Source organism: Alphaproteobacteria bacterium (assembly GCA_037200005.1).
Lineage (GTDB): Bacteria > Pseudomonadota > Alphaproteobacteria > UBA9219 > RFNS01 > JBBCGY01.
In genome coordinates this window covers 1,200,427-1,218,044 of the sequence record JBBCGY010000001.1, presented here as the reverse complement: position 1 = coordinate 1,218,044, position 17,618 = coordinate 1,200,427, and the positions used below count along the sequence as shown (strand labels likewise).

Here is a 17,618-nt window from a genome sequence, read left to right as displayed (position 1 = left end):
TTGAGCGATGCGGCGGAAAATATCCTTATGGATGAGTGTCGTTATGCTGGCGGTCGCGTGCGCCGTGCCGGTTCAGGCAGGCTCCGCGCCTTCGCCCGCGGGCGCCAGGACGTTTTTCGTCAATCTCAAGGACGGCGACACCGTGGCGAATCCGGTGAAGGTGGTCTTCGGAATCGAAGGCATGAAAATCGCGCCCGCGCTCACGCATGATTCCGGCACGGGACATTTCCATTTATTCATCGATGCGCCGCTTACGCTGGATATGGCTCAATTCGCCATTCCCAACGACGACCATCATTTGCACTACGGCAAAGGGCAAACCGAGGCCGCGGTCAGCCTTGCGCCCGGCAAGCATGTGCTGCAGATCGTCCTCGGTGACGGCAATCACGAGCTTCATGATCCGCCGGTCGTATCGCAGCCGATTACCATTACGGTGAAATAAAAGCCCCCCATATGTTCACTATGACCGTCCCCTGGTGGGAACTCATTCTTCGGGGCGCTATCGTTTATGTTGTCCTGCTGGTTCTGCTGCGCATCGCGGGCAAGAGACAGGTGGGAGAACTGGCGCCGTTCGATCTCGTGCTGCTGCTGATTCTGTCGAACGCGGTTCAGAACTCGATGAATGGCGGCGACGTGTCGCTTATAGGCGGCTTGATTCTCGCCATCATATTAGTGTCGATCGATTACCTGATCAGCCTGGCGACCTACCGCAGCAGAAAACTGGAAACCCTTATCGAGGGACAACCGCAAATATTGATCCATAACGGCAAGCTATACGAAGACGCCATGCAGCGCGCCAAAATATCGCATCGCGAGCTTGAGGCCGCGTTACGCCAGACCGGTTGCGCCAGCATCGAAAGCGTGGCGGCGGCGGTTCTGGAAAGCAGCGGGAAAATCAGCGTTATCCGGCGGAATCAGGCTTAAAAAATCAAGGATTTCAATGGGAAGGACATAGCCGGATAGGCTTGGGCTGTGGCAAAAAGGCTTCTAGGCCTGATTGAAGACGATATTGGAAATAGAGCGATTGCATAAGCATGGGAAAGATTCCACAATTTCACAGCTTGAAATCGAATAGGGAATAACCAAATCTTCAACGTAAGACCCTAGCATCTAGCTCTATCATCATGTTGGCCAGGAATTTTGGCTGCCGAAAGGATTACGATGGCCACCGCCCCGAATAACACAGTATTCCCCGTCTTGCCTTTGCGGGATATCGTTGTGTTCCCGCATATGATCGTGCCGCTCTTCGTCGGACGGGAGAAATCCGTCCGGGCGCTTGAAGACGTCATGCATGACGACAAGCAAATCCTGCTTCTGACGCAAAAGAACGCGGCGCAGGACGATCCCGGCGCGGAAGATTTATATAAAATCGGCACCATCGGCACCGTGCTGCAATTGCTGAAACTGCCCGATGGTACGGTGAAAGTGCTGGTCGAAGGCGGGCAAAGGGCGAAAGTCAGCCGCTTCACCGACAATGCGGCCTTTTTCCAGGCCGCCGCCGAGCTCATGCCCGAACAAATGGGCGACGAGGCCGAACTCGAGGCGCTGGCGCGCGCCGTGGCCAGCCAATTCGAGCAGTATATCAAGCTGAACAAGAAAATTCCGCCCGAAGTTCTGGTGTCGATCAACCAGATCGACGAAATCGGCAAATTGGCCGATATGGTCGCGTCGCATCTCGTGCTGAAAATTGCCGACAAGCAGGCCATTCTGGAAACGCCCGTGATCAGCGAGCGGCTCGAGAAGATTTTCTCCTTCATGGAAGGGGAGATCGGCGTTCTTCAGGTCGAAAAACGCATCCGCAGCCGCGTCAAGCGCCAGATGGAGAAATCCCAGCGCGAATATTACCTCAACGAGCAGATGAAGGCGATCCAGAAGGAGCTTGGCGAGGGTGAGGAAGGCCGCGACGAGATTTCCGAGCTTGAGAATAAAGCCAAGCAGCTGAAAATGAGCAAGGAAGCGGCGGAGAAATTTGCCGCCGAGGTCAAGAAGCTGCGCTCCATGTCGCCGATGTCGGCCGAAGCCACCGTCGTGCGGAATTACCTCGACTGGATGGTCAGCATTCCCTGGGGCAAGCGCACCAAGGTCAGAAAAGACGTCAAGGCCGCGCAAAAGGTTCTGGACCTCGATCATTATGGGCTGGAGAAAGTCAAAGAGCGCATCCTGGAATATCTCGCCGTGCAACAGCGCCAGAGCAAGCTCAAGGGGCCGATCCTGTGCCTGGTCGGCGCTCCAGGCGTCGGCAAAACGTCGCTCGGCAAATCCATCGCCAAGGCCACCGGGCGGAATTTCGTCCGCATGTCGCTGGGCGGGGTCCGCGACGAAGCGGAAATCCGCGGCCATCGCCGCACCTATATCGGCTCCATGCCCGGCAAAGTCATTCAGGGCATGAAGAAAGCCAAATCGTCCAATCCGCTTATCCTGCTCGACGAAATCGACAAGCTGGGTTCCGATTGGCGCGGCGATCCTTCGTCGGCGCTTCTGGAGGTGCTCGATCCCGAACAGAATCACACCTTCGCCGATCATTACCTGGAAGTCGATTACGATCTCTCCGATGTGATGTTCGTGTGCACGGCCAATACGCTGCGGATGCCGCAGCCCTTGCTCGACCGCATGGAGGTCATTCGTCTTTCCGGCTATACCGAGGACGAAAAGATAGAAATCTGCCGCCGCCATCTGCTGGAAAAGGAAATCAAGCAGCATGGATTGAAAAAAGGCGAGTTCTCGATCTCCGACGACGCCTTGCGCGACCTGATCCGTTATTACACCCGCGAAGCCGGGGTGCGTAATCTGGAGCGCGAAATCGCCAACCTGACCCGCAAGGCGGTGAAGGATATCCTGGTCAAGAATCTCAAGGGCGTAAACCTCACGCGCCGCAACCTGGAAAAATACGCGGGCGTAAGGCGTTACAGCTTCGGCGAAATCGAGGCCGAGGATATGGTGGGCGTCACCACCGGTCTTGCCTGGACGGAAGTCGGCGGCGAAATCCTATCGATCGAGGCCGTTTCCCTGCCCGGCAAAGGCCGCATGACCATCACCGGCAAGCTCGGCGATGTCATGAAAGAATCGGTGCAGGCGGCGGAAAGCTATGTGCGTTCCCGCGCCATCGCCTTCGGGATCAAGCCGACCCATATCGAAAAGCGCGATATTCACGTCCATGTGCCCGAGGGCGCGACTCCCAAGGACGGGCCGTCGGCGGGGGTTGCCATGGTAACTTCCATCGTCTCGGTTCTGACGGGCAATCCGGTGCGCAGGGATTTGGCCATGACCGGCGAAATCACCCTGCGGGGGCGCGTGCTGCCGATCGGCGGGCTTAAGGAAAAGCTGCTTGCGGCGCTGCGCAGCGGCATAACCACGGTGCTCATCCCCAAGGAAAATGAGAAGGATCTCGCGGAGATACCGGACAATGTTAAGCGCGGACTTAAGATCATGCCCATCTCCACGGTGGACGAAGTTCTTAAATTGGCGCTGGCCAATCCGGTAACGCCAATCACCTGGAACGAAGAAGAAGAGGAAGCCAAAGCCGCCGCGCTCGCCAAGCGCAAGGCCCAGGACGAAGACGTGATGCGGCATTAGACGGGGCGGGGTCGAATTCGGCCCCTGCCTTCCGATCATGGATAATCCACATTTTTCCTGCTTTTCCGCTCGTTTCGGCGTTGACAGCCGAAATCGCCGATGCCTAGACTTCAACATGCTTGCGGATTCGCGGTATGAACGCCAGTTCGTAGCATGATGAGGCGGTTTCCGAATGGGCGATAATGGCGGAGAGAGTTCGCCATGCCCGCCAGGAAAGCGCTTTAATTTATCACTCAAACGGGGGGAGATCTCCAGTGAACAAGAATGAATTCGTCGCCGCCATTGCTGACGCAAAAGCTCTGGCGAAATTGGATCTGTCGAAGTCCGCAGTCGCGGCCGTCGTCGATACCGTTTTCGAAACCATCGAAACCGCGCTGAAGAAGGGCGATGAAGTCCGCCTGGTCGGTTTCGGCAATTTCTACATTTCTCAGCGCGCCGCGGGCACCGGCCGCAATCCGCAGACCGGCGAAGCCATCAAGATCAAGGCTTCGAAGCAGCCGAAGTTCCGCGCTGGCAAGCAGCTCAAGGAAAGCGTCAACGGCAAGAAGAAGTAAGGCGCTTCCGGCGAGAGCCGGAATCCAGAATGAAAAACGGGCCGTGCGGCGCAAGCTTCACGGCCCGAAGTTTTTTTATGATAGTGTCAAGGTTTCGGGCGTTGGAGCAAGCACGCCGCTCGTCCGCGACGGCGAGGCCGGTTCCAAGGGACGATATACGAATGCCGGGTCTTGCTTTAATTGCCTCACGAGATTGAGAATCTTGCCCGCATATTCCGGCGATAAGGCCGGGCGGCGCAGACCATCGTCGTCTCTCATGAACTCCTCGAATCCTCCGGATCCGTCTTGCGCTACAAAAATCGTCCTGCCTCCGGGAGTATCGCTTATTCTCAGGGCGAGCATCGCCTTGCCGCCGTCTCCCAAAACTTCATGAGCCGCTATGGTGTGGATCTGCTCCGAAAACATTTTCTCGAATCCGGCATTGATCCGGACGTTTCCCCAGAGTTCGCGAATGGCCGCCCTTGAGTTCGCATTGAGATTCTGGATGTCTTCAGGATAAACCATGTAACTGCTACTGCACCGCCACCGGCCTGCCCTGCGCGCGGTCGATCAGATAGCTGGGATCGCGGCGCCATGTGTCCAGCAATTGCCGGGCGACGACGGGGTTGAGGCGGTCGAAGGCGAGCAGGGCGTGATTAAGCTCGCGCGGATGCACGACTTGCTCATCGCGGCGCGCCGCGCGCGACAGCAGGAAGATGGAAACGAATTGCGGCTTCTCCATATTGGTGCCGCGGCAGGCCGCCGCCAGCGAGCGTCCGCCCATTTCCGCGACGATGACATCGGTCAGCGCCACCGGCAGATCGATAAGCCGCGCCAGCAGCACGTTGAACAGGCGGAAATGCCCCAGACGCAGAACCTGCACGAGAATCTTGGGCGTGTTGAGATCGCGTTCGATCAGCCAGTCCGCCACATAGGCCATGACCTGCTCGTTATTTTTCTCGTTTTCATAGCGGGCGAGAAGGTCGTCGACGGTTTGCTCGAGCGTCTGGTCGATCTGGCCCACCGTCACGCCGAAGCGCTGCAAGGCGAAACGGCGCATGTCCTGCGATGTCCACCAATACAGCTTGGAGGCGGATTCCGGCGTCATTTCCGGGCGCTGCAGCAGCGGGCGGCAAAGCTTCTCCGCAAATCGCGCGGCATTCGTCAGCACCGTCATCGTTTTCGGGGATATCTTGGCGCCGAGATTCTCGGCCACGTTCTGCATGACTTCCAGATCGCCGGTGACGATCAGCGCGTCGGCGAGCGCTTCGCCGATTTCCTCGCGCAGCGCAATGGCGCGGGAATGTTCCACGCCCTGCGTCGCGACCAGCGACATCAAATCGGAGTCGGTGAAGATGGGGGAATGCATCAATATAGGGCGCGCCACCTCGATCCGGTCGCTGGCCAGCGCCAGGACCAGCCGGCGCGGCGTCGTCGTTTTCGGCGCCAGCATTTCCGCCAGTTGCTGCCGCGCCGTGATTTGCGCGTTGCTGATAAGCTCGTCGACGATGTCATTGACCAGGGATTGCTCGCGCACGCCGAGAATCACATCGGAGCGCTCGAACAATGTCGCCAGTTCCGTGACCAGATTGCCGCGCCCATGCTCGGAGCGGTCATGCGCCAGCGTCAAAAGCTTATTAATGGCCTGTTGAGACATCATAAGGCTCATTGAATCCTGTTCGTTAGTATAAGCTTCCGTTAATTCGTTCATTGCGCTACCTGAACTAAACACTGATTCCTTAACTTTTTATTCACGGCAGCCGTGAGACAATCATTAAATATTATTTTAGCGGCGGAGTATTTTCCGTGCAGGTTCCAATCCCCACGAGTGTGCCTCAGGCGGCTGTTCCGGCCGCCATTCCGCCGCAAGCGATTCGCGCTGTCATTCAGCCGCCTGCCGCGGCGCCCATTACGCCCCGCGCTATCGAAGCGGGCGAGCATGGCAGTAAGGGCAATGCCACCAGTTCCGCCACCCAGAGAAATACACCGGCTCCTGCCGGCAAAGGCAGCCGAGGCGGTCGTATTAATGTATTCGTTTAAATGACGCTCGTTTAAATGCATAAAAACATTATAGCGTATTTTAATGAAACTAATGCATTGATATTAAAGTAAAAAATTTATTAACACGCCATCCACTATCCATTTCAGGCAACAACTTAACCATTGGCTGCAAGAAAAGATGGCATTGCTATTTTTTCTTGCTATTAACCTGCATCGCATACCTTCTTTTACCTCCGTGTTGATGATGACAACCAATATTTCTGTTTCGAGTTCCGCCTCTATCCGTCTCGGTACCCGCACTAGTAAAATGGCCCTGAAGCAGGCGGATATCCTGCGTGGCGTTCTTGCGTCCGCCGCGCCGGAACTGGCCATTGACATCATCCCGATGAAAAGTTCGGGTGATTGGCGGCCGGAGCAGGGAGAGCGTAATTTCGCCGCCATGGGCGCGACCAAGGGACTGTTCGCCAAGGAACTTGAAGAAGCCTTGCTCTCGGGCGAGATCGATCTCGCCGTGCACAGCGCCAAGGATTTGGAAACGTCGATACCGGACGCGCTGTGCCTTGCGGCATTCCTGCCGCGCGACGATAGCCGCGATGCGTTCATCTCTTTTCAGGCGGCGCATCCGCGCGATCTGCCGGGAGGCGCGCGCGTCGGCACGTCGAGCCTGCGCCGCGCCGCGCAGATATTGCATATGCGGCCCGATCTTGTCGTCGTGCCGCTGCGCGGCAATGCCGATACGCGGCTGCGCAAATTGGCGGACGGCCAGGCCGACGCCCTGCTGCTGGCCTATGCCGGGTTGCAGCGGATCGACGCGGTTGACGAATATGTCCATATTCTGCCGCTCGACGATATGCTGCCCGCAGCGGCGCAGGGCGCTTTGGTCGTGGAAATGCGCCGCGATCATACGGCGCTCTATGATCTCGTGCGCCGCATCAATTGCGCGCGCACGGAAACCTGCGTCACGATCGAGCGGGAATTTCTCCGTCGCCTGGACGGCTCATGCCATACGCCGGTCGCGGCGCTGGCCACGCTGCGCGCGGATGGGCGGATCGATTTCTCGGCGCTGGTCGCCACGCCCGACGGGCGCAAGCTGGAGCGGCGGCATGAGGTTTTTGCCCGCGAAGCCGCGCTCCGGCTGGCCGGGGAATTAGGCGGCGAATTGCGCGGCTACCTGCCGCCCGATCTCCTTACCGCTTCACAAGCGGAGTAAACTGGGGCAATATCGGAGTGCCCGATCATTGATGTTTCGTCTGCCCGGCAGATTTGAATATCGCCGCGCTTTCACGCGCATCGGGTCTGTAATCAATCGGGTTTGTAATATTCAACGCTATCGCTATAGCAAAGCAGGTAAAGAAAATGGTGCCATTGAAAGATAAAGAATTTCGTCTGAAAGTCGGCCTGGCCGAAATGCTCAAGGGCGGCGTCATTATGGACGTGACCAACAGCGAGCAGGCGAAAATCGCCGAAGATTCCGGCGCGGTCGCCGTCATGGCGCTGGAGCGCGTGCCCTCCGACATCCGCAAGGAAGGCGGTGTCGCGCGCATGGCCAATATCGACGTGATCGAAGCGATCATGAAAGCGGTTTCCATTCCCGTCATGGCCAAGGCGCGCATCGGCCATTTCACCGAGGCGCGGATTCTGGAATCCCTCGGCGTCGATTATATCGACGAAAGCGAAGTCCTCACCCCGGCGGACGACGAGCATCATATAGACAAGACCGGCTTTGCCATTCCCTTCGTCTGCGGCGCGCGCAATCTGGGCGAGGCTTTGCGCCGGATCGCCGAAGGTGCCGCCATGATCCGCACCAAGGGCGAGGCCGGTTCGGGTAATATCGTCGAAGCGGTGCGCCATATGCGCGCCATCACGCGGGATATGCGCAAGCTGGCGGCCCTGAGGCCGGAGGAGCTGGCGCGCGAGGCGAAGGACTTGCAAGCCTCCCTGGAGCTGGTCGAATGGGTGGCCGAGCACGGCAAACTGCCGGTGCCCAATTTCTGCGCGGGCGGAATCGCGACGCCCGCCGATGCCGCTTTGGCGATGCAGCTTGGCGCGGAAGCCGTATTCGTGGGATCGGGGATATTCAAGTCTTCCGACCCCGCCCAGCGCGCCGCCGCCATCGTGCAGGCGACGAAGAATTACAACGATCCCGCGAAACTTCTGGAGGCCAGCCGCTCGCTCGCCGATGCGATGCCGGGTCTGGACATCGCCGCGATTCCTGAATCGGCGATGCTTCAGAAACGGGGATGGTAGGGCGATGATCGGGGTTCTGGCCCTGCAAGGCGATTTTGCCGCGCATGAGGCCGCCATTGCCAGGACCGGAAATATTCCGCTGCTTGTGCGCGATGCCGCGCAATTCGGGCAAATCGACGGGCTGATTATTCCCGGCGGGGAAAGCACCGCCATGCTCAAGCTGCTGCACTATGACGGGCTGATGGAGGCTTTGATCCGGTTCGCCTCCGAAAAGCCGGTTTTCGGCACATGCGCGGGCGCGATCCTGCTGGCGAAAAATGTTTCCAACCCGCCGCAGCAAAGCCTGAACGTCGTCGACATCGATATCGAGCGCAACGCCTATGGCCGGCAGCGCGACAGCTGCATCGTCGAGATCGATCCCGAACCGGAATTTCTCGCCCGCACGCGCCAGGGTAGCATGGAAGCCGTTCTGATCCGCGCGCCGGTCATTCGCCGCGTGGGCGCGCGCGGCAAGATTCTGGCGCGCCATGACGGCCATCCCGTTCTGGTGGAGCAGGATCGCCACATGGTCGCGACCTTTCATCCCGAATTGACGGATGATACTCGCGCGCATGCCCTCTTCGCGCAGAATTGCCTGCAATGAGCCGCCCGGATATTCTGATTACGCGCCCTGAAGACGATGCATGGCGCTTGAGTTCCCTATTGCAGGCGCATGGTTTTTCGCCGCTCGTCGAGCCGATGTCAAAAATTGTGGCGGCCCGCGAGCCGCCTCCGCCGCTCGATGATATCGCCGCCGTCATCTTCACCAGCGCGCATGGCGCGGCGCTGTTGCCCTATGAATTATTGCTGCCGTCTTGGCCGTCCTGGCCGTGTTATTGCGTCGGGGATCGCACCACAGCGGCGGCGCAGAAGCAGGGATGGAAGAAAACCATCGCGGGTGGCGGCGACGGATTTGAACTCGGAGCGATCATCCGCCAGACTCAGGGGCCGGAGCAGGGAACGCTGCTGCATGTTTGCGGCGCCGATCTTTCGCGGGAGCCTGACGATTCGCTGCGCCGCGCGGGCTACGGCATAACCCATTGGCCGGTTTACCGGGCCGAAGCGGCGATCGAACTCTCCCCCGCCTGCAGGGAGGCGCTCGCCGGAAGCCTGCGCGCCGCCTTGTTCTTTTCGCCGCGGTCGGCGCAAATCTTCGCCGAATTAGCCGGGCAAAGCGATTTGACGGCTTGCTGCCGCCGCCTGATCGCGTTATGCCTTAGTGAAGCCGTGGCCGATGCCGCAAAAGCATTGCCCTGGCAACAAGTTATCGTCGCATCGGCACCCCACGAAGCGGCATTGATCGAAGCCCTATGCGAGACAATGGCGCGCTAGGACTTTCTTGGCCAAGCGTTTCCAAGAGGCTCTTATGACAGATACGCAAGAATCCGGAAACAACACCGCGCCGTCGCGCTTGCCTCCCGCCATGGTCGAAGATGAGCCGCGGCAGGCGAGGGGAGCGGACGGGCTTGCCCGCGTACTCGCCTGTATCGCGCTGGTGTTGGCCGCCGGGACTTTGGCCTGGCCCCAGCTTCAGCCGCCGCCGCCGGATGCGCCGCCGGTTATCGCCGCGCCTCCTGTCGATGTGAGCGCTCTTAAGGCGAGGCAGAAAGAGGTGGCGCAGGAACTCGACCTGCTGAAACAGGACGTCGCCGCGATAGCTCAAGCCCAAGCGCAGGCCCCTGCGCCGGAACCGCCTGCCGTTGCGCAAGATCAGGCGAGCGCCGCGCAGCTGAAGGCCGCGCTTGCCCAGATTGCGGCCTTGCGTGCGGATTTGGCCGAATTGCAGCAAAGCGTCGGAAGCGCAAGCACGGTGCATCAGGAAATCGCGCGGCTGAAGGGCGAGTTGGCGGAGGCCAAGGAATCGCTGTCCTCCATGTCCGGCAGCGTCCAGAAAATTACCGATACCACGCATGAAACGGCGGCGGCTGAATCCGCCACGCGCGCGCAAATCATAGCCTATATGCAACTGCGCGAGAGGGCGGGGACGGCGGCGCCTTTCGCGACTGAGCTGCAGGCGCTGAGCGACGTTGCCAGAAGCTCTCCTGAATTGACCAAAGAATTCTCCAAGCTGGAAAACCCATCCCAGGGGGGCGTCGCCACGCTGCCGATGCTGCTGTCGCGATTTAATGTCATGTCCGGCTCGGCCTTGCAGGCGGCGGAACTGGCGGCGGCGACCACCTGGTGGGAGCGCATGTCGGCTCACATGAAAGAAGTCGTCATGGTGCGCAAGCTGAACGACGACGGCAGCGGCGGCAGCCCGGCGCGCATGGTGCATGACGCGGCGGCGGCGTTGCAGCGCGGCGATCTTCCGAAAGCGATCAGCCGGGTCGAAGCCATGCCGGAACCGGCGCAAAAGCAGTTGCAGGAATGGCTTGGCGACGCCCGCGCCCGCCGCGAACTCGATGTCGCGATGGCTCGCATCGGCGCGCTGCTCGGACAGCATATCGCCCATGACGACGACAAAGAACAGGCTGCACCGTGATCCGGCTCATCTGGTTCATTACGAAATTCGCCGTCCTGATCGCGCTGGCGGTATGGCTCGCCGAGAATCCGGGCGAAGTCAGGATCGTATGGAATGATTATCTGGTGCAGACCTCGGCGGCGTTTTTGCTCGTATGCGTGCTGGGGCTGGTCGGCGCCAGCTTGCTGGTCTATCGGGGAATAAGCTTTTTGCGCTACGGCCGCCGCGGCTTGCGGCTGCGGCGTCAGCTGCGCCGGCAGAATCTCGGCCTGGTTCATCTCAGCAAGGGCTTTTCGGCTCTGGCCAGCGGCGACGCGGCGGCGGCGGGCGCGAAGGCCGTCGCGGCGCGCAAAATGCTGGGCCAGTCGTCGCCGCTCATCAACTGGCTGCAGGCGCAGGCGGCGCAATTGTCCGGCGATCACGCGACGGCGGGACAGATATTCCTGCAGCTCAGCAAGGATCATGATGGCGCGCCGATCGGCTATCGCGGCCTGATCGCGGCGTCGCTTCGCGCCCATGACGACGACAAGGCCGCGGGTTATGTCGAGCAATTCGCGGCGCACCATCCGAAAAGCCCATGGCTGCATGTGGCGCGCTACGAGATCGCGGCGCGGCGCGGCGCATGGGTTCAGGCGGCGGAGTCGCTGCGCCACGCGACGGCTCGCCAGCTGCTCAATCATTCCGCCGCCCGGCGGCAGCAGGCGGCGGCCATGGTCGCCGAAGCGCGCGCGGCGCGGGCCGAGAATCAACTGCCGCGCGCTCTGCAGGCGGCGGAGCACGCGCAGAATATACAGCCGGACTGGCTGCCCGCGCGCATCGAGCTGGTTCGCACGCAAGCGGCCATGGGATATACCAGGCTGGCGCTGAAGAAGATCGAGAAATTCTGGGATACGACGCCGCATCCTGAATTGGGAGCGTTATATCTCGAATTGCTGGGCGATAGCGATGCCCTGAAGCAATATAAAAAGGTCGGGCAGTTGGCTGTCCGCGCCCCTCAGCATCCGGTCAGCTTGCTGTTGCTTGCCCAGGCGGCGATGGCCGCGCAATTGTGGGGCGAGGCGGCAAGCAATTTGCAGCGCGCCGCCGAAATCGCGCCGACGCGGCAGACCTATCTCATGCTGGCGCAGCTCGATAAGGCCAATCCCCTCGATCGCAAGCCGGGCCATGACTGGCTGCAGCAGGCGGCAACGGCGCCTATCGAAGCTTCCTGGCGCTGCCACCATTGCGGCCACCAAACCCCGCAATGGGAAATCAACTGCCCGCAATGCGGGGCGCTCAACGGCATCGACTGGTTCGATCAGTACACGGCGGCGAAGCTGATTCCGGAGGTTACGCCGGAGCCGGAGATTTATGAGTCTTGACGCCAGCACCTCGCCGCATCGCCATTTTCGATTTTGACGGCACTTTGGTCGCCGGGGATAGTTTGCCCCGTTTCGTCGCCGCCTGCGTCGGCTGGCCGCGAGCCCTGGGGACGGCGTCGATTGCGGCTGCAACAACTCTTTTGGAGGCGGACAGGCGCACGGCGTTCAAGACTCTATGGCTGCGTCTTGCCCTTAAACATCATCCTGTCGAGCGAATGCCGCAGGCCGTTGCCGCGCTCCAAAAACAATTGCGCTGGCTCGACCGCATTCGCGAGCGTCTGGTCTGGCACAAGGAACGCGGCGACACAATTGCCGTGGCTTCCGGCGGGCTTGATTTGTATCTGCCGGCTATCTTGCAGGACTTAGGCGTCGACCATTTATTATGCACCGAGATGGCTGTCGCCGATGGCCGCGTGACAGGCTTGCTGAAAGGCAACTGCGTGCGGCAAGAGAAGGCGAGGCGGGTCGCGGCCCTGATCGCGGCTACCGGCCCCTATGACGAGATTTGGGCCTATGGCAATGCGCCCCACGATCTGCCGATGATGGAACTGGCGACGCATAAGATTGTCGTTTAGAGACCATCTGAAAAGTCATGATGCCGGGCTGCAAACCACGCTTTTCTGCGCTTCCGCTGCTCATGTATATTGAATACGCTGCGCGGCGGTTCTCGAAAAGCATGGTTTTCGCCGCGGCCTGATGACTTTTCAGGTGGTCTCTATGCCATAAAAAAAGCCGCCGGAGAATTTCCCCGGCGGCTTTATAAAAGTTGTCGCTTCTTACCGGCGATCGCCGATCAGGCGAAGCATAAACTGGAACGCATTGACGAAATTGAGGTAGAGGCTCAGCGCGCTCATGACGGCCAGCTTGCTATTAGCCTCGCTGCCCCAGCTTTGGGCATAGGTCTGCTTGATCTGCTGCGTCTCCCATGCGGTCAGGCCGGTGAAAATCAGCACGCCGATGACCGAGATCATCCAATGCAGCATGCTTGAAGCCTGTCCGGTGAACAGCATGATGCCGAGATTGAAGAGCGAAGCGATGACAAGCCCCATGAGGCCCATCATGAGGAAGCTGCCGAAAGCGCTGAGATCGCGCTTGGTCGTATAGCCCCACAGACTCATGCCCGCGAAGGTCGCCGAGGTGATGAAAAAGGCCCGGGCGATGCTGGCGTTGGTGTATATCAGGAAGATATAGGCCATCGACAGGCCCATGCTGGCGCAAAATAGCCAGAACAAGGTTTGCACGGTGCCGGATTTCATGCGCTGGACGCCGAAATTCAACGCCAGGATAAACGCCAGCGGCGACAAAGCGAACACCAGGCTGAGCCCCGGCGCGAACACTATATTCGCCAGCGGCGTGTTCGCCGCAAGCCACGCCAGAACGCCCGTCAGGCCAACGCCGCCCGCCATGTAGTTGTATACACGCTGCATATGAGCGCGCAGACCCGCGTCGAAACTGCCGCTGCTCTCGCCGATACCGGCATAAGACCGAGGTTGGATTTGATCGATGGGCATGCGAGTAGTCTCCTTTGCCGCTCAAAAATTATTCACACCCAATGATATGGTGCCCTTGGGGTGTGTTGCAAGAGGTATTAAAAAATACATGAAGCACGTTAGCCTCATCTCATTGATAATGTTATATTTTAGGGAATTGTAACCCCTTGTTGCTGAATGAGTCTTTTGGAGACGCTGTCGTTAAGCGACTTGAGCAATTGCTCTCGCTTGTCTTCTTCGCTGTCGGCGCGCTTGCCGTCCGGGGTAAAAGCGCCGGGCAGCGCGAGTTTGACATCACGCAGAAACTGCCGGGAAAGCGTCGCCAGCATGTCGTTCACGGCACTCTGATGGCTTTCCACCGAGGAGGTCGCCAGTTTTCTTTGATGCCAGAAAGTAAGCGTCATGGTGCGCGGCACTTTGACGGGAGGCAGCATGATCGGCGCTTTGTCGGTGAGGGGGAAATCAATCCACGACCAGCATGTTTTGTCCTGCTTCACGGTGCCGATCTCGACCGTCAAATTGACGCGCGCGCCGACGCGAGGATGGGTTTCGTTGACCATCATGACTTCAAGGCCGGGATCCTGGAGGTTGCGCTGCAGGGTCGTAAGCAACGCTTCCCTCATCAGACCGCAATCGTTGGCGGTTCTGGGATCGACGAAGACCGGGTATTCGACCAGGACTTCCTTAAGCTCATAGAGCGCCGGTGCGGTATTGGCGAAGGCATCCTCGGGCTGGTCGGCCGCGGAAGGATCCTGAGCGATAGCCGGAGAGCTGAGTAAAAAGAAAAAGGCCAGCAGCGTAAAAATGCTACTCGCGTTCATCCCGTTGAGTGCGTTCTTTGCGTTCATGGCGTTCTTGCGCCTCCACGGTTAACGTTGCCACCGGTCGGGCTTCGAGCCTCTTGATACCAATAGGCTCTCCGGTTTCCTCACAATAACCATAGCTGCCATCCGCGATCCGTTGCAAGGCTTCGCTGATTTTGGAAAGCAGTTTCCTCTGCCGGTCGCGCGCGCGCATCTCCAGCGCGACTTCGGTTTCGACGGAAGCGCGATCCGCGATGTCGGGTTCCTGCAGGCCGCCTTCGTCTTGAAGCTCCTGCAGGGTTTCCGACGATTCATGCAGGATTTCGCTCTGCCATTGCTGCAGCTTCTTCCGGAAGTACCCCAGCATGATGGGATTCATGTAGGGTTCTTTTTCCGTCGGACGATAATCGTCGGGCACATTTACCAGAGCCATGATTCTGTTTTCTCCGTTCGCGAATGCTGAGCCGTGTTACATAATCCGCGTACTGGGTTGCAAGCCTTTTTATTCTAGTATCCTAGTTTGGCCAACTCGACTTGCGCCCGCAAATCGATGTCGTCAAGAATTTCCGTCAGCCGGGGATCGTCGATATCCTGGCGGCGCTGCGCGACCATGCGGGAAAGCTGCATCAATCTGTCCTTGCTGACGGACCCGGTGAGCAATTCGAGACGAATATCTTCAAGCCGGTCGAGAATTTCCTTAGCCCTGGCTTTGCCGCGCGATTTCCGCGCCATGGCGTCATCGACTTCCTGCAAGCTTACGACGGGGCTGATCGTGCCCAGCGACGTCGCGCCCGAAGCCGCGCCTGCCGCCTCGCTTTCCGATAAAGGATCGAGGTGTTTGACAAAGGTCGCGCCGCCGGTGCTGCCCGTGCGCACCACGCGCCGAACTTCTCTCGTCTGTTGCGCGCCGCGGACTGATCCCGGCCCTTCGACTTTCTCAATCAAGGCTTTGTCCTCACGATGGACCAATATGAACGATTGGCAATGAAGGATTGGTTACTAAGATTCAGCAGGATTCAGCGGCAATTTTTGCCCTTCGTTCCGGCACTTTTTCACTGATGATAGCTTCCGGCAAAGTCATTATAGGCGGGTCTGACCTAAGCAGGCAATAAAAAACATAATTAATTCAATGTGTTGTCTTGGCGGGCATTTTGGCATGGCTTTCGCATACCAAGCGACGGAGGACGATAGAGAAAGCCATGCACATGCGGAACCCATATTCGTTAGATTCAAGCTTTTCCCACCCACCGGTCGTGAAGTTGGCACGCGCGCGCCGGTTACCCCGCCCCGCGGCTTTATCCCTGTGTATGGCCTTTCTTTCTATTGTCCTCCTGACCCTTTCCTCGCCGGCCCACGCGTCGTCCCGCCTTAAAGACATCGTCGACATCGAAGGCGTGCGCGACAATATGCTGGTCGGCTATGGCCTTGTCGTTGGCCTGAACGGCTCCGGCGACAGCCTGACCAACTCGCCTTTCACCGCCAAAAGCCTGATCGGCATGCTGGAGCGCCTTGGCGTCAATACCAGGGGAGATTCGCTCAAGACCAAGAATGTCGCTGCCGTCATGGTTACGGCCACCCTCCCGCCTTTTTCGTCGCAGGGCAGCCGGATCGACATATCTGTATCCACGCTGGGCGACGCTAAAAGCCTGATGGGAGGCACCTTGCTTGTCACGCCGCTTCTGGGCGCCGATGGCGAGGTTTTCGCCGTGGGCCAAGGCGCGGTTTCGGTCGGCGGCTTTTCCGCCGAAGGCGCGGGCCAGAGCGTAACGAAGGGCGTGCCGACTTCGGGCAAGATCGCGAGCGGCGCGATTGTCGAGCGGGAAATCAGATTCCAGCTCGCCGATCTCGACCATCTCAGACTGTCGTTGAAGAATCCCGACTTTACGACCGCCACGCGCATCGCCGACGCGATCAACGCTCATGAGCATAAGGCAACCGCCGAAGCCGTGGATTCGAAGACCGTGAAACTTACGATCCCGCCCGAACATAATAACGACAAGGTCGCTTTCCTGACATCCATCGAGCAGCTGCAGATCACGCCGGATCAGACGGCCAAAGTCGTCATCGACGATCAGTCCGGCATCATCGTCATGGGCGAGAATGTGCGGATCAACACGGTCGCCATCGCTCAGGGCAATCTGACCATCCGCATTACCGAAACCCCCCAGGTATCGCAGCCCGCGCCGTTCTCGCAGGGCGGCACGACGGTGGCCGTGCCGCGCACCGATATCAATGTGGACGAAGGCGGCGACAAGCGCATGGCGGTGCTTAAAACCGGCGTCAGCCTGTCCGAACTGGTGCAGAGCTTGAATGCGCTTGGGGTCGGCCCGCGCGACATGATCACGATTTTGCAGTCGATCAAGGCGGCAGGCGCGCTGCAGTCCGATTTGGAGGTCATCTGATGATCGACGCGATCGGATCCAGCACCATGAGAATTCAGGCGCAGGCGCAATCTCAGGCCATGCCGGCTCAGGCCATGCCGGCGCGTCTCGAGCGCGCGGGAAAAGCGGCCAAGGAATTCGAGGCCATGTTCGCGACGCAGATGCTTTCGCCGATGTGGGAAACCGTGCCGGTAGACGAGGAAACCGGCGGCGGGCACGGCGAAGAGGTCTTCCGCACGATGATGCTGCAGGAATACGGAAAAATCGTGGCGGCAGGCGACAGTCTCGGACTCGCTTCGACCATCAAGCAGCAGATGCTTCAACATCAGGAGATCGCATCATGACCGTCAAGACAGAGCCAGCCGCGGAAAGCCAGGATATTCAATTGATCAAGCTGATGAACGAGCTTGCCGACGTGATGGAGCGCGAGATCGCCGCCGTGGAAGAGCATTTGAACGAGCATCTTCCCGCCTTGGTGGCGCGCAAGCAGCGGCTCCTGGTCGATTACCAGGCCGAGTTCAAGGTCGCCACCGAACATCCCGAATGGCTGAAGCAATTGCCCCAAACGCAGAAATCGCTGCTGCGCAGCGCGAGCACGAAATTGAATGAAGTCGCCGAGCGCAACGTCCGGATCGTCAAGGTCGCGATGACGGCGACGCAGCGGCTGCTGCAAGGAATCATGGCAAGCGTGCGCGACGAAAAGCTGGGGCAGCGCGGCTATCAGCATCTGGTTCAACCCAACTCGAATACGCCGATCCAGTCGGCGCTGTTCAAGACGACAGCATAAGC

General features: G+C 59.3%; 20 protein-coding genes. 14 read left to right on the top strand and 6 right to left on the bottom strand.

The window, feature by feature from the left end:
• Nucleotides 1-31 precede the first annotated feature (31 nt).
• The 4 genes from WDO70_06350 to WDO70_06335 all read left to right on the top strand — a co-directional run bounded on the left by WDO70_06350 (nt 32) and on the right by WDO70_06335 (nt 4,127).
• Nucleotides 32-442: a DUF4399 domain-containing protein gene (locus WDO70_06350; GenBank protein ID MEJ0062816.1), complete on the top strand. Its 411-nt coding sequence runs from the start codon at nt 32-34 to the stop codon at nt 440-442.
• 20 nt (nt 443-462) lie between these two features.
• Nucleotides 463-924 (top strand): YetF domain-containing protein, encoded by a 462-nt coding sequence (locus WDO70_06345; protein ID MEJ0062815.1) that lies wholly within the window; start codon nt 463-465, stop codon nt 922-924.
• Nucleotides 925-1,161: 237 nt separating this feature from the next.
• The gene (gene lon, locus WDO70_06340; GenBank protein MEJ0062814.1) at nt 1,162-3,573 is read left to right on the top strand and encodes an endopeptidase La; all 2,412 of its coding nucleotides are present in this window, start codon (nt 1,162-1,164) and stop codon (nt 3,571-3,573) included.
• Nucleotides 3,574-3,827: 254 nt separating this feature from the next.
• Nucleotides 3,828-4,127 carry an HU family DNA-binding protein gene (locus WDO70_06335; GenBank protein MEJ0062813.1) on the top strand — a complete coding sequence of 100 codons (300 nt, stop codon included), beginning with the start codon at nt 3,828-3,830 and terminating at the stop codon, nt 4,125-4,127.
• A gap of 75 nt (nt 4,128-4,202) precedes the next feature.
• Here the strand turns inward: WDO70_06335 and WDO70_06330 are convergent, their stop codons facing one another.
• Both WDO70_06330 and WDO70_06325 read right to left on the bottom strand, forming a co-directional pair.
• Nucleotides 4,203-4,532, bottom strand: coding sequence for a hypothetical protein (locus tag WDO70_06330; GenBank protein MEJ0062812.1), 330 nt, complete (start codon nt 4,530-4,532; stop codon nt 4,203-4,205).
• A gap of 106 nt (nt 4,533-4,638) precedes the next feature.
• Nucleotides 4,639-5,766, bottom strand: coding sequence for a DUF2336 domain-containing protein (locus tag WDO70_06325; protein MEJ0062811.1), 1,128 nt, complete (start codon nt 5,764-5,766; stop codon nt 4,639-4,641).
• A gap of 519 nt (nt 5,767-6,285) precedes the next feature.
• Between WDO70_06325 and hemC the strand changes: the two genes are divergently transcribed.
• The 7 genes from hemC (at nt 6,286) to WDO70_06290 (ending at nt 12,730) form a co-directional block, all read left to right on the top strand.
• Entirely contained in the window at nt 6,286-7,317 is a 1,032-nt protein-coding gene (gene hemC, locus WDO70_06320) for a hydroxymethylbilane synthase (GenBank protein MEJ0062810.1), read from the top strand.
• 146 nt (nt 7,318-7,463) lie between these two features.
• On the top strand, nt 7,464-8,354 hold the full coding sequence (pdxS, locus tag WDO70_06315; protein MEJ0062809.1) for a pyridoxal 5'-phosphate synthase lyase subunit PdxS: 891 nt from the start codon (nt 7,464-7,466) through the stop codon (nt 8,352-8,354).
• A 4-nt stretch (nt 8,355-8,358) separates the two neighbouring features.
• Complete coding sequence (pdxT, locus tag WDO70_06310; GenBank protein ID MEJ0062808.1) at nt 8,359-8,937, top strand: pyridoxal 5'-phosphate synthase glutaminase subunit PdxT; 579 nt, start codon at nt 8,359-8,361, stop codon at nt 8,935-8,937.
• Nucleotides 8,934-9,665: a uroporphyrinogen-III synthase gene (locus tag WDO70_06305; GenBank protein MEJ0062807.1), complete on the top strand. Its 732-nt coding sequence runs from the start codon at nt 8,934-8,936 to the stop codon at nt 9,663-9,665. Before pdxT ends, WDO70_06305 begins: the two co-directional genes overlap by 4 nt.
• Before the next feature lie 34 nt (nt 9,666-9,699).
• The gene (locus tag WDO70_06300) at nt 9,700-10,815 is read left to right on the top strand and encodes a hypothetical protein (GenBank protein MEJ0062806.1); all 1,116 of its coding nucleotides are present in this window, start codon (nt 9,700-9,702) and stop codon (nt 10,813-10,815) included.
• Nucleotides 10,812-12,155 (top strand): heme biosynthesis HemY N-terminal domain-containing protein, encoded by a 1,344-nt coding sequence (locus tag WDO70_06295; GenBank protein ID MEJ0062805.1) that lies wholly within the window; start codon nt 10,812-10,814, stop codon nt 12,153-12,155. The genes WDO70_06300 and WDO70_06295 overlap by 4 nt, the downstream gene beginning before the upstream one ends.
• Entirely contained in the window at nt 12,152-12,730 is a 579-nt protein-coding gene (locus tag WDO70_06290; GenBank protein ID MEJ0062804.1) for an HAD-IB family hydrolase, read from the top strand. The genes WDO70_06295 and WDO70_06290 overlap by 4 nt, the downstream gene beginning before the upstream one ends.
• A gap of 201 nt (nt 12,731-12,931) precedes the next feature.
• On the opposite strand, the gene WDO70_06285 is transcribed toward WDO70_06290, so the two are convergent.
• The 4 genes from WDO70_06285 to WDO70_06270 all read right to left on the bottom strand — a co-directional run bounded on the left by WDO70_06285 (nt 12,932) and on the right by WDO70_06270 (nt 15,393).
• Nucleotides 12,932-13,666 carry a Bax inhibitor-1/YccA family protein gene (locus WDO70_06285; GenBank protein ID MEJ0062803.1) on the bottom strand — a complete coding sequence of 245 codons (735 nt, stop codon included), beginning with the start codon at nt 13,664-13,666 and terminating at the stop codon, nt 12,932-12,934.
• A 128-nt stretch (nt 13,667-13,794) separates the two neighbouring features.
• Nucleotides 13,795-14,466, bottom strand: coding sequence for a hypothetical protein (locus tag WDO70_06280; GenBank protein MEJ0062802.1), 672 nt, complete (start codon nt 14,464-14,466; stop codon nt 13,795-13,797).
• Nucleotides 14,453-14,881: an RNA polymerase-binding protein DksA gene (gene dksA, locus WDO70_06275; protein ID MEJ0062801.1), complete on the bottom strand. Its 429-nt coding sequence runs from the start codon at nt 14,879-14,881 to the stop codon at nt 14,453-14,455. The genes WDO70_06280 and dksA overlap by 14 nt, the downstream gene beginning before the upstream one ends.
• A gap of 74 nt (nt 14,882-14,955) precedes the next feature.
• A complete protein-coding gene (locus WDO70_06270; protein MEJ0062800.1) occupies nt 14,956-15,393 on the bottom strand; it encodes a flagellar assembly protein FliX in 438 nt (145 codons plus the stop codon).
• A gap of 362 nt (nt 15,394-15,755) precedes the next feature.
• Here WDO70_06270 and WDO70_06265 point away from each other — a divergent pair, with 362 nt between their 5' ends.
• Genes WDO70_06265 through WDO70_06255 form a run of 3 tightly spaced genes read left to right on the top strand, consistent with a single transcriptional unit; the run spans nt 15,756 to nt 17,616 of the window.
• A complete protein-coding gene (locus WDO70_06265; protein ID MEJ0062799.1) occupies nt 15,756-16,850 on the top strand; it encodes a flagellar basal body P-ring protein FlgI in 1,095 nt (364 codons plus the stop codon).
• Nucleotides 16,850-17,173 carry a rod-binding protein gene (locus tag WDO70_06260; GenBank protein MEJ0062798.1) on the top strand — a complete coding sequence of 108 codons (324 nt, stop codon included), beginning with the start codon at nt 16,850-16,852 and terminating at the stop codon, nt 17,171-17,173. Before WDO70_06265 ends, WDO70_06260 begins: the two co-directional genes overlap by 1 nt.
• Nucleotides 17,170-17,616: a hypothetical protein gene (locus tag WDO70_06255; GenBank protein MEJ0062797.1), complete on the top strand. Its 447-nt coding sequence runs from the start codon at nt 17,170-17,172 to the stop codon at nt 17,614-17,616. The genes WDO70_06260 and WDO70_06255 overlap by 4 nt, the downstream gene beginning before the upstream one ends.
• The last annotated feature ends 2 nt before the right edge of the window (nt 17,617-17,618 follow it).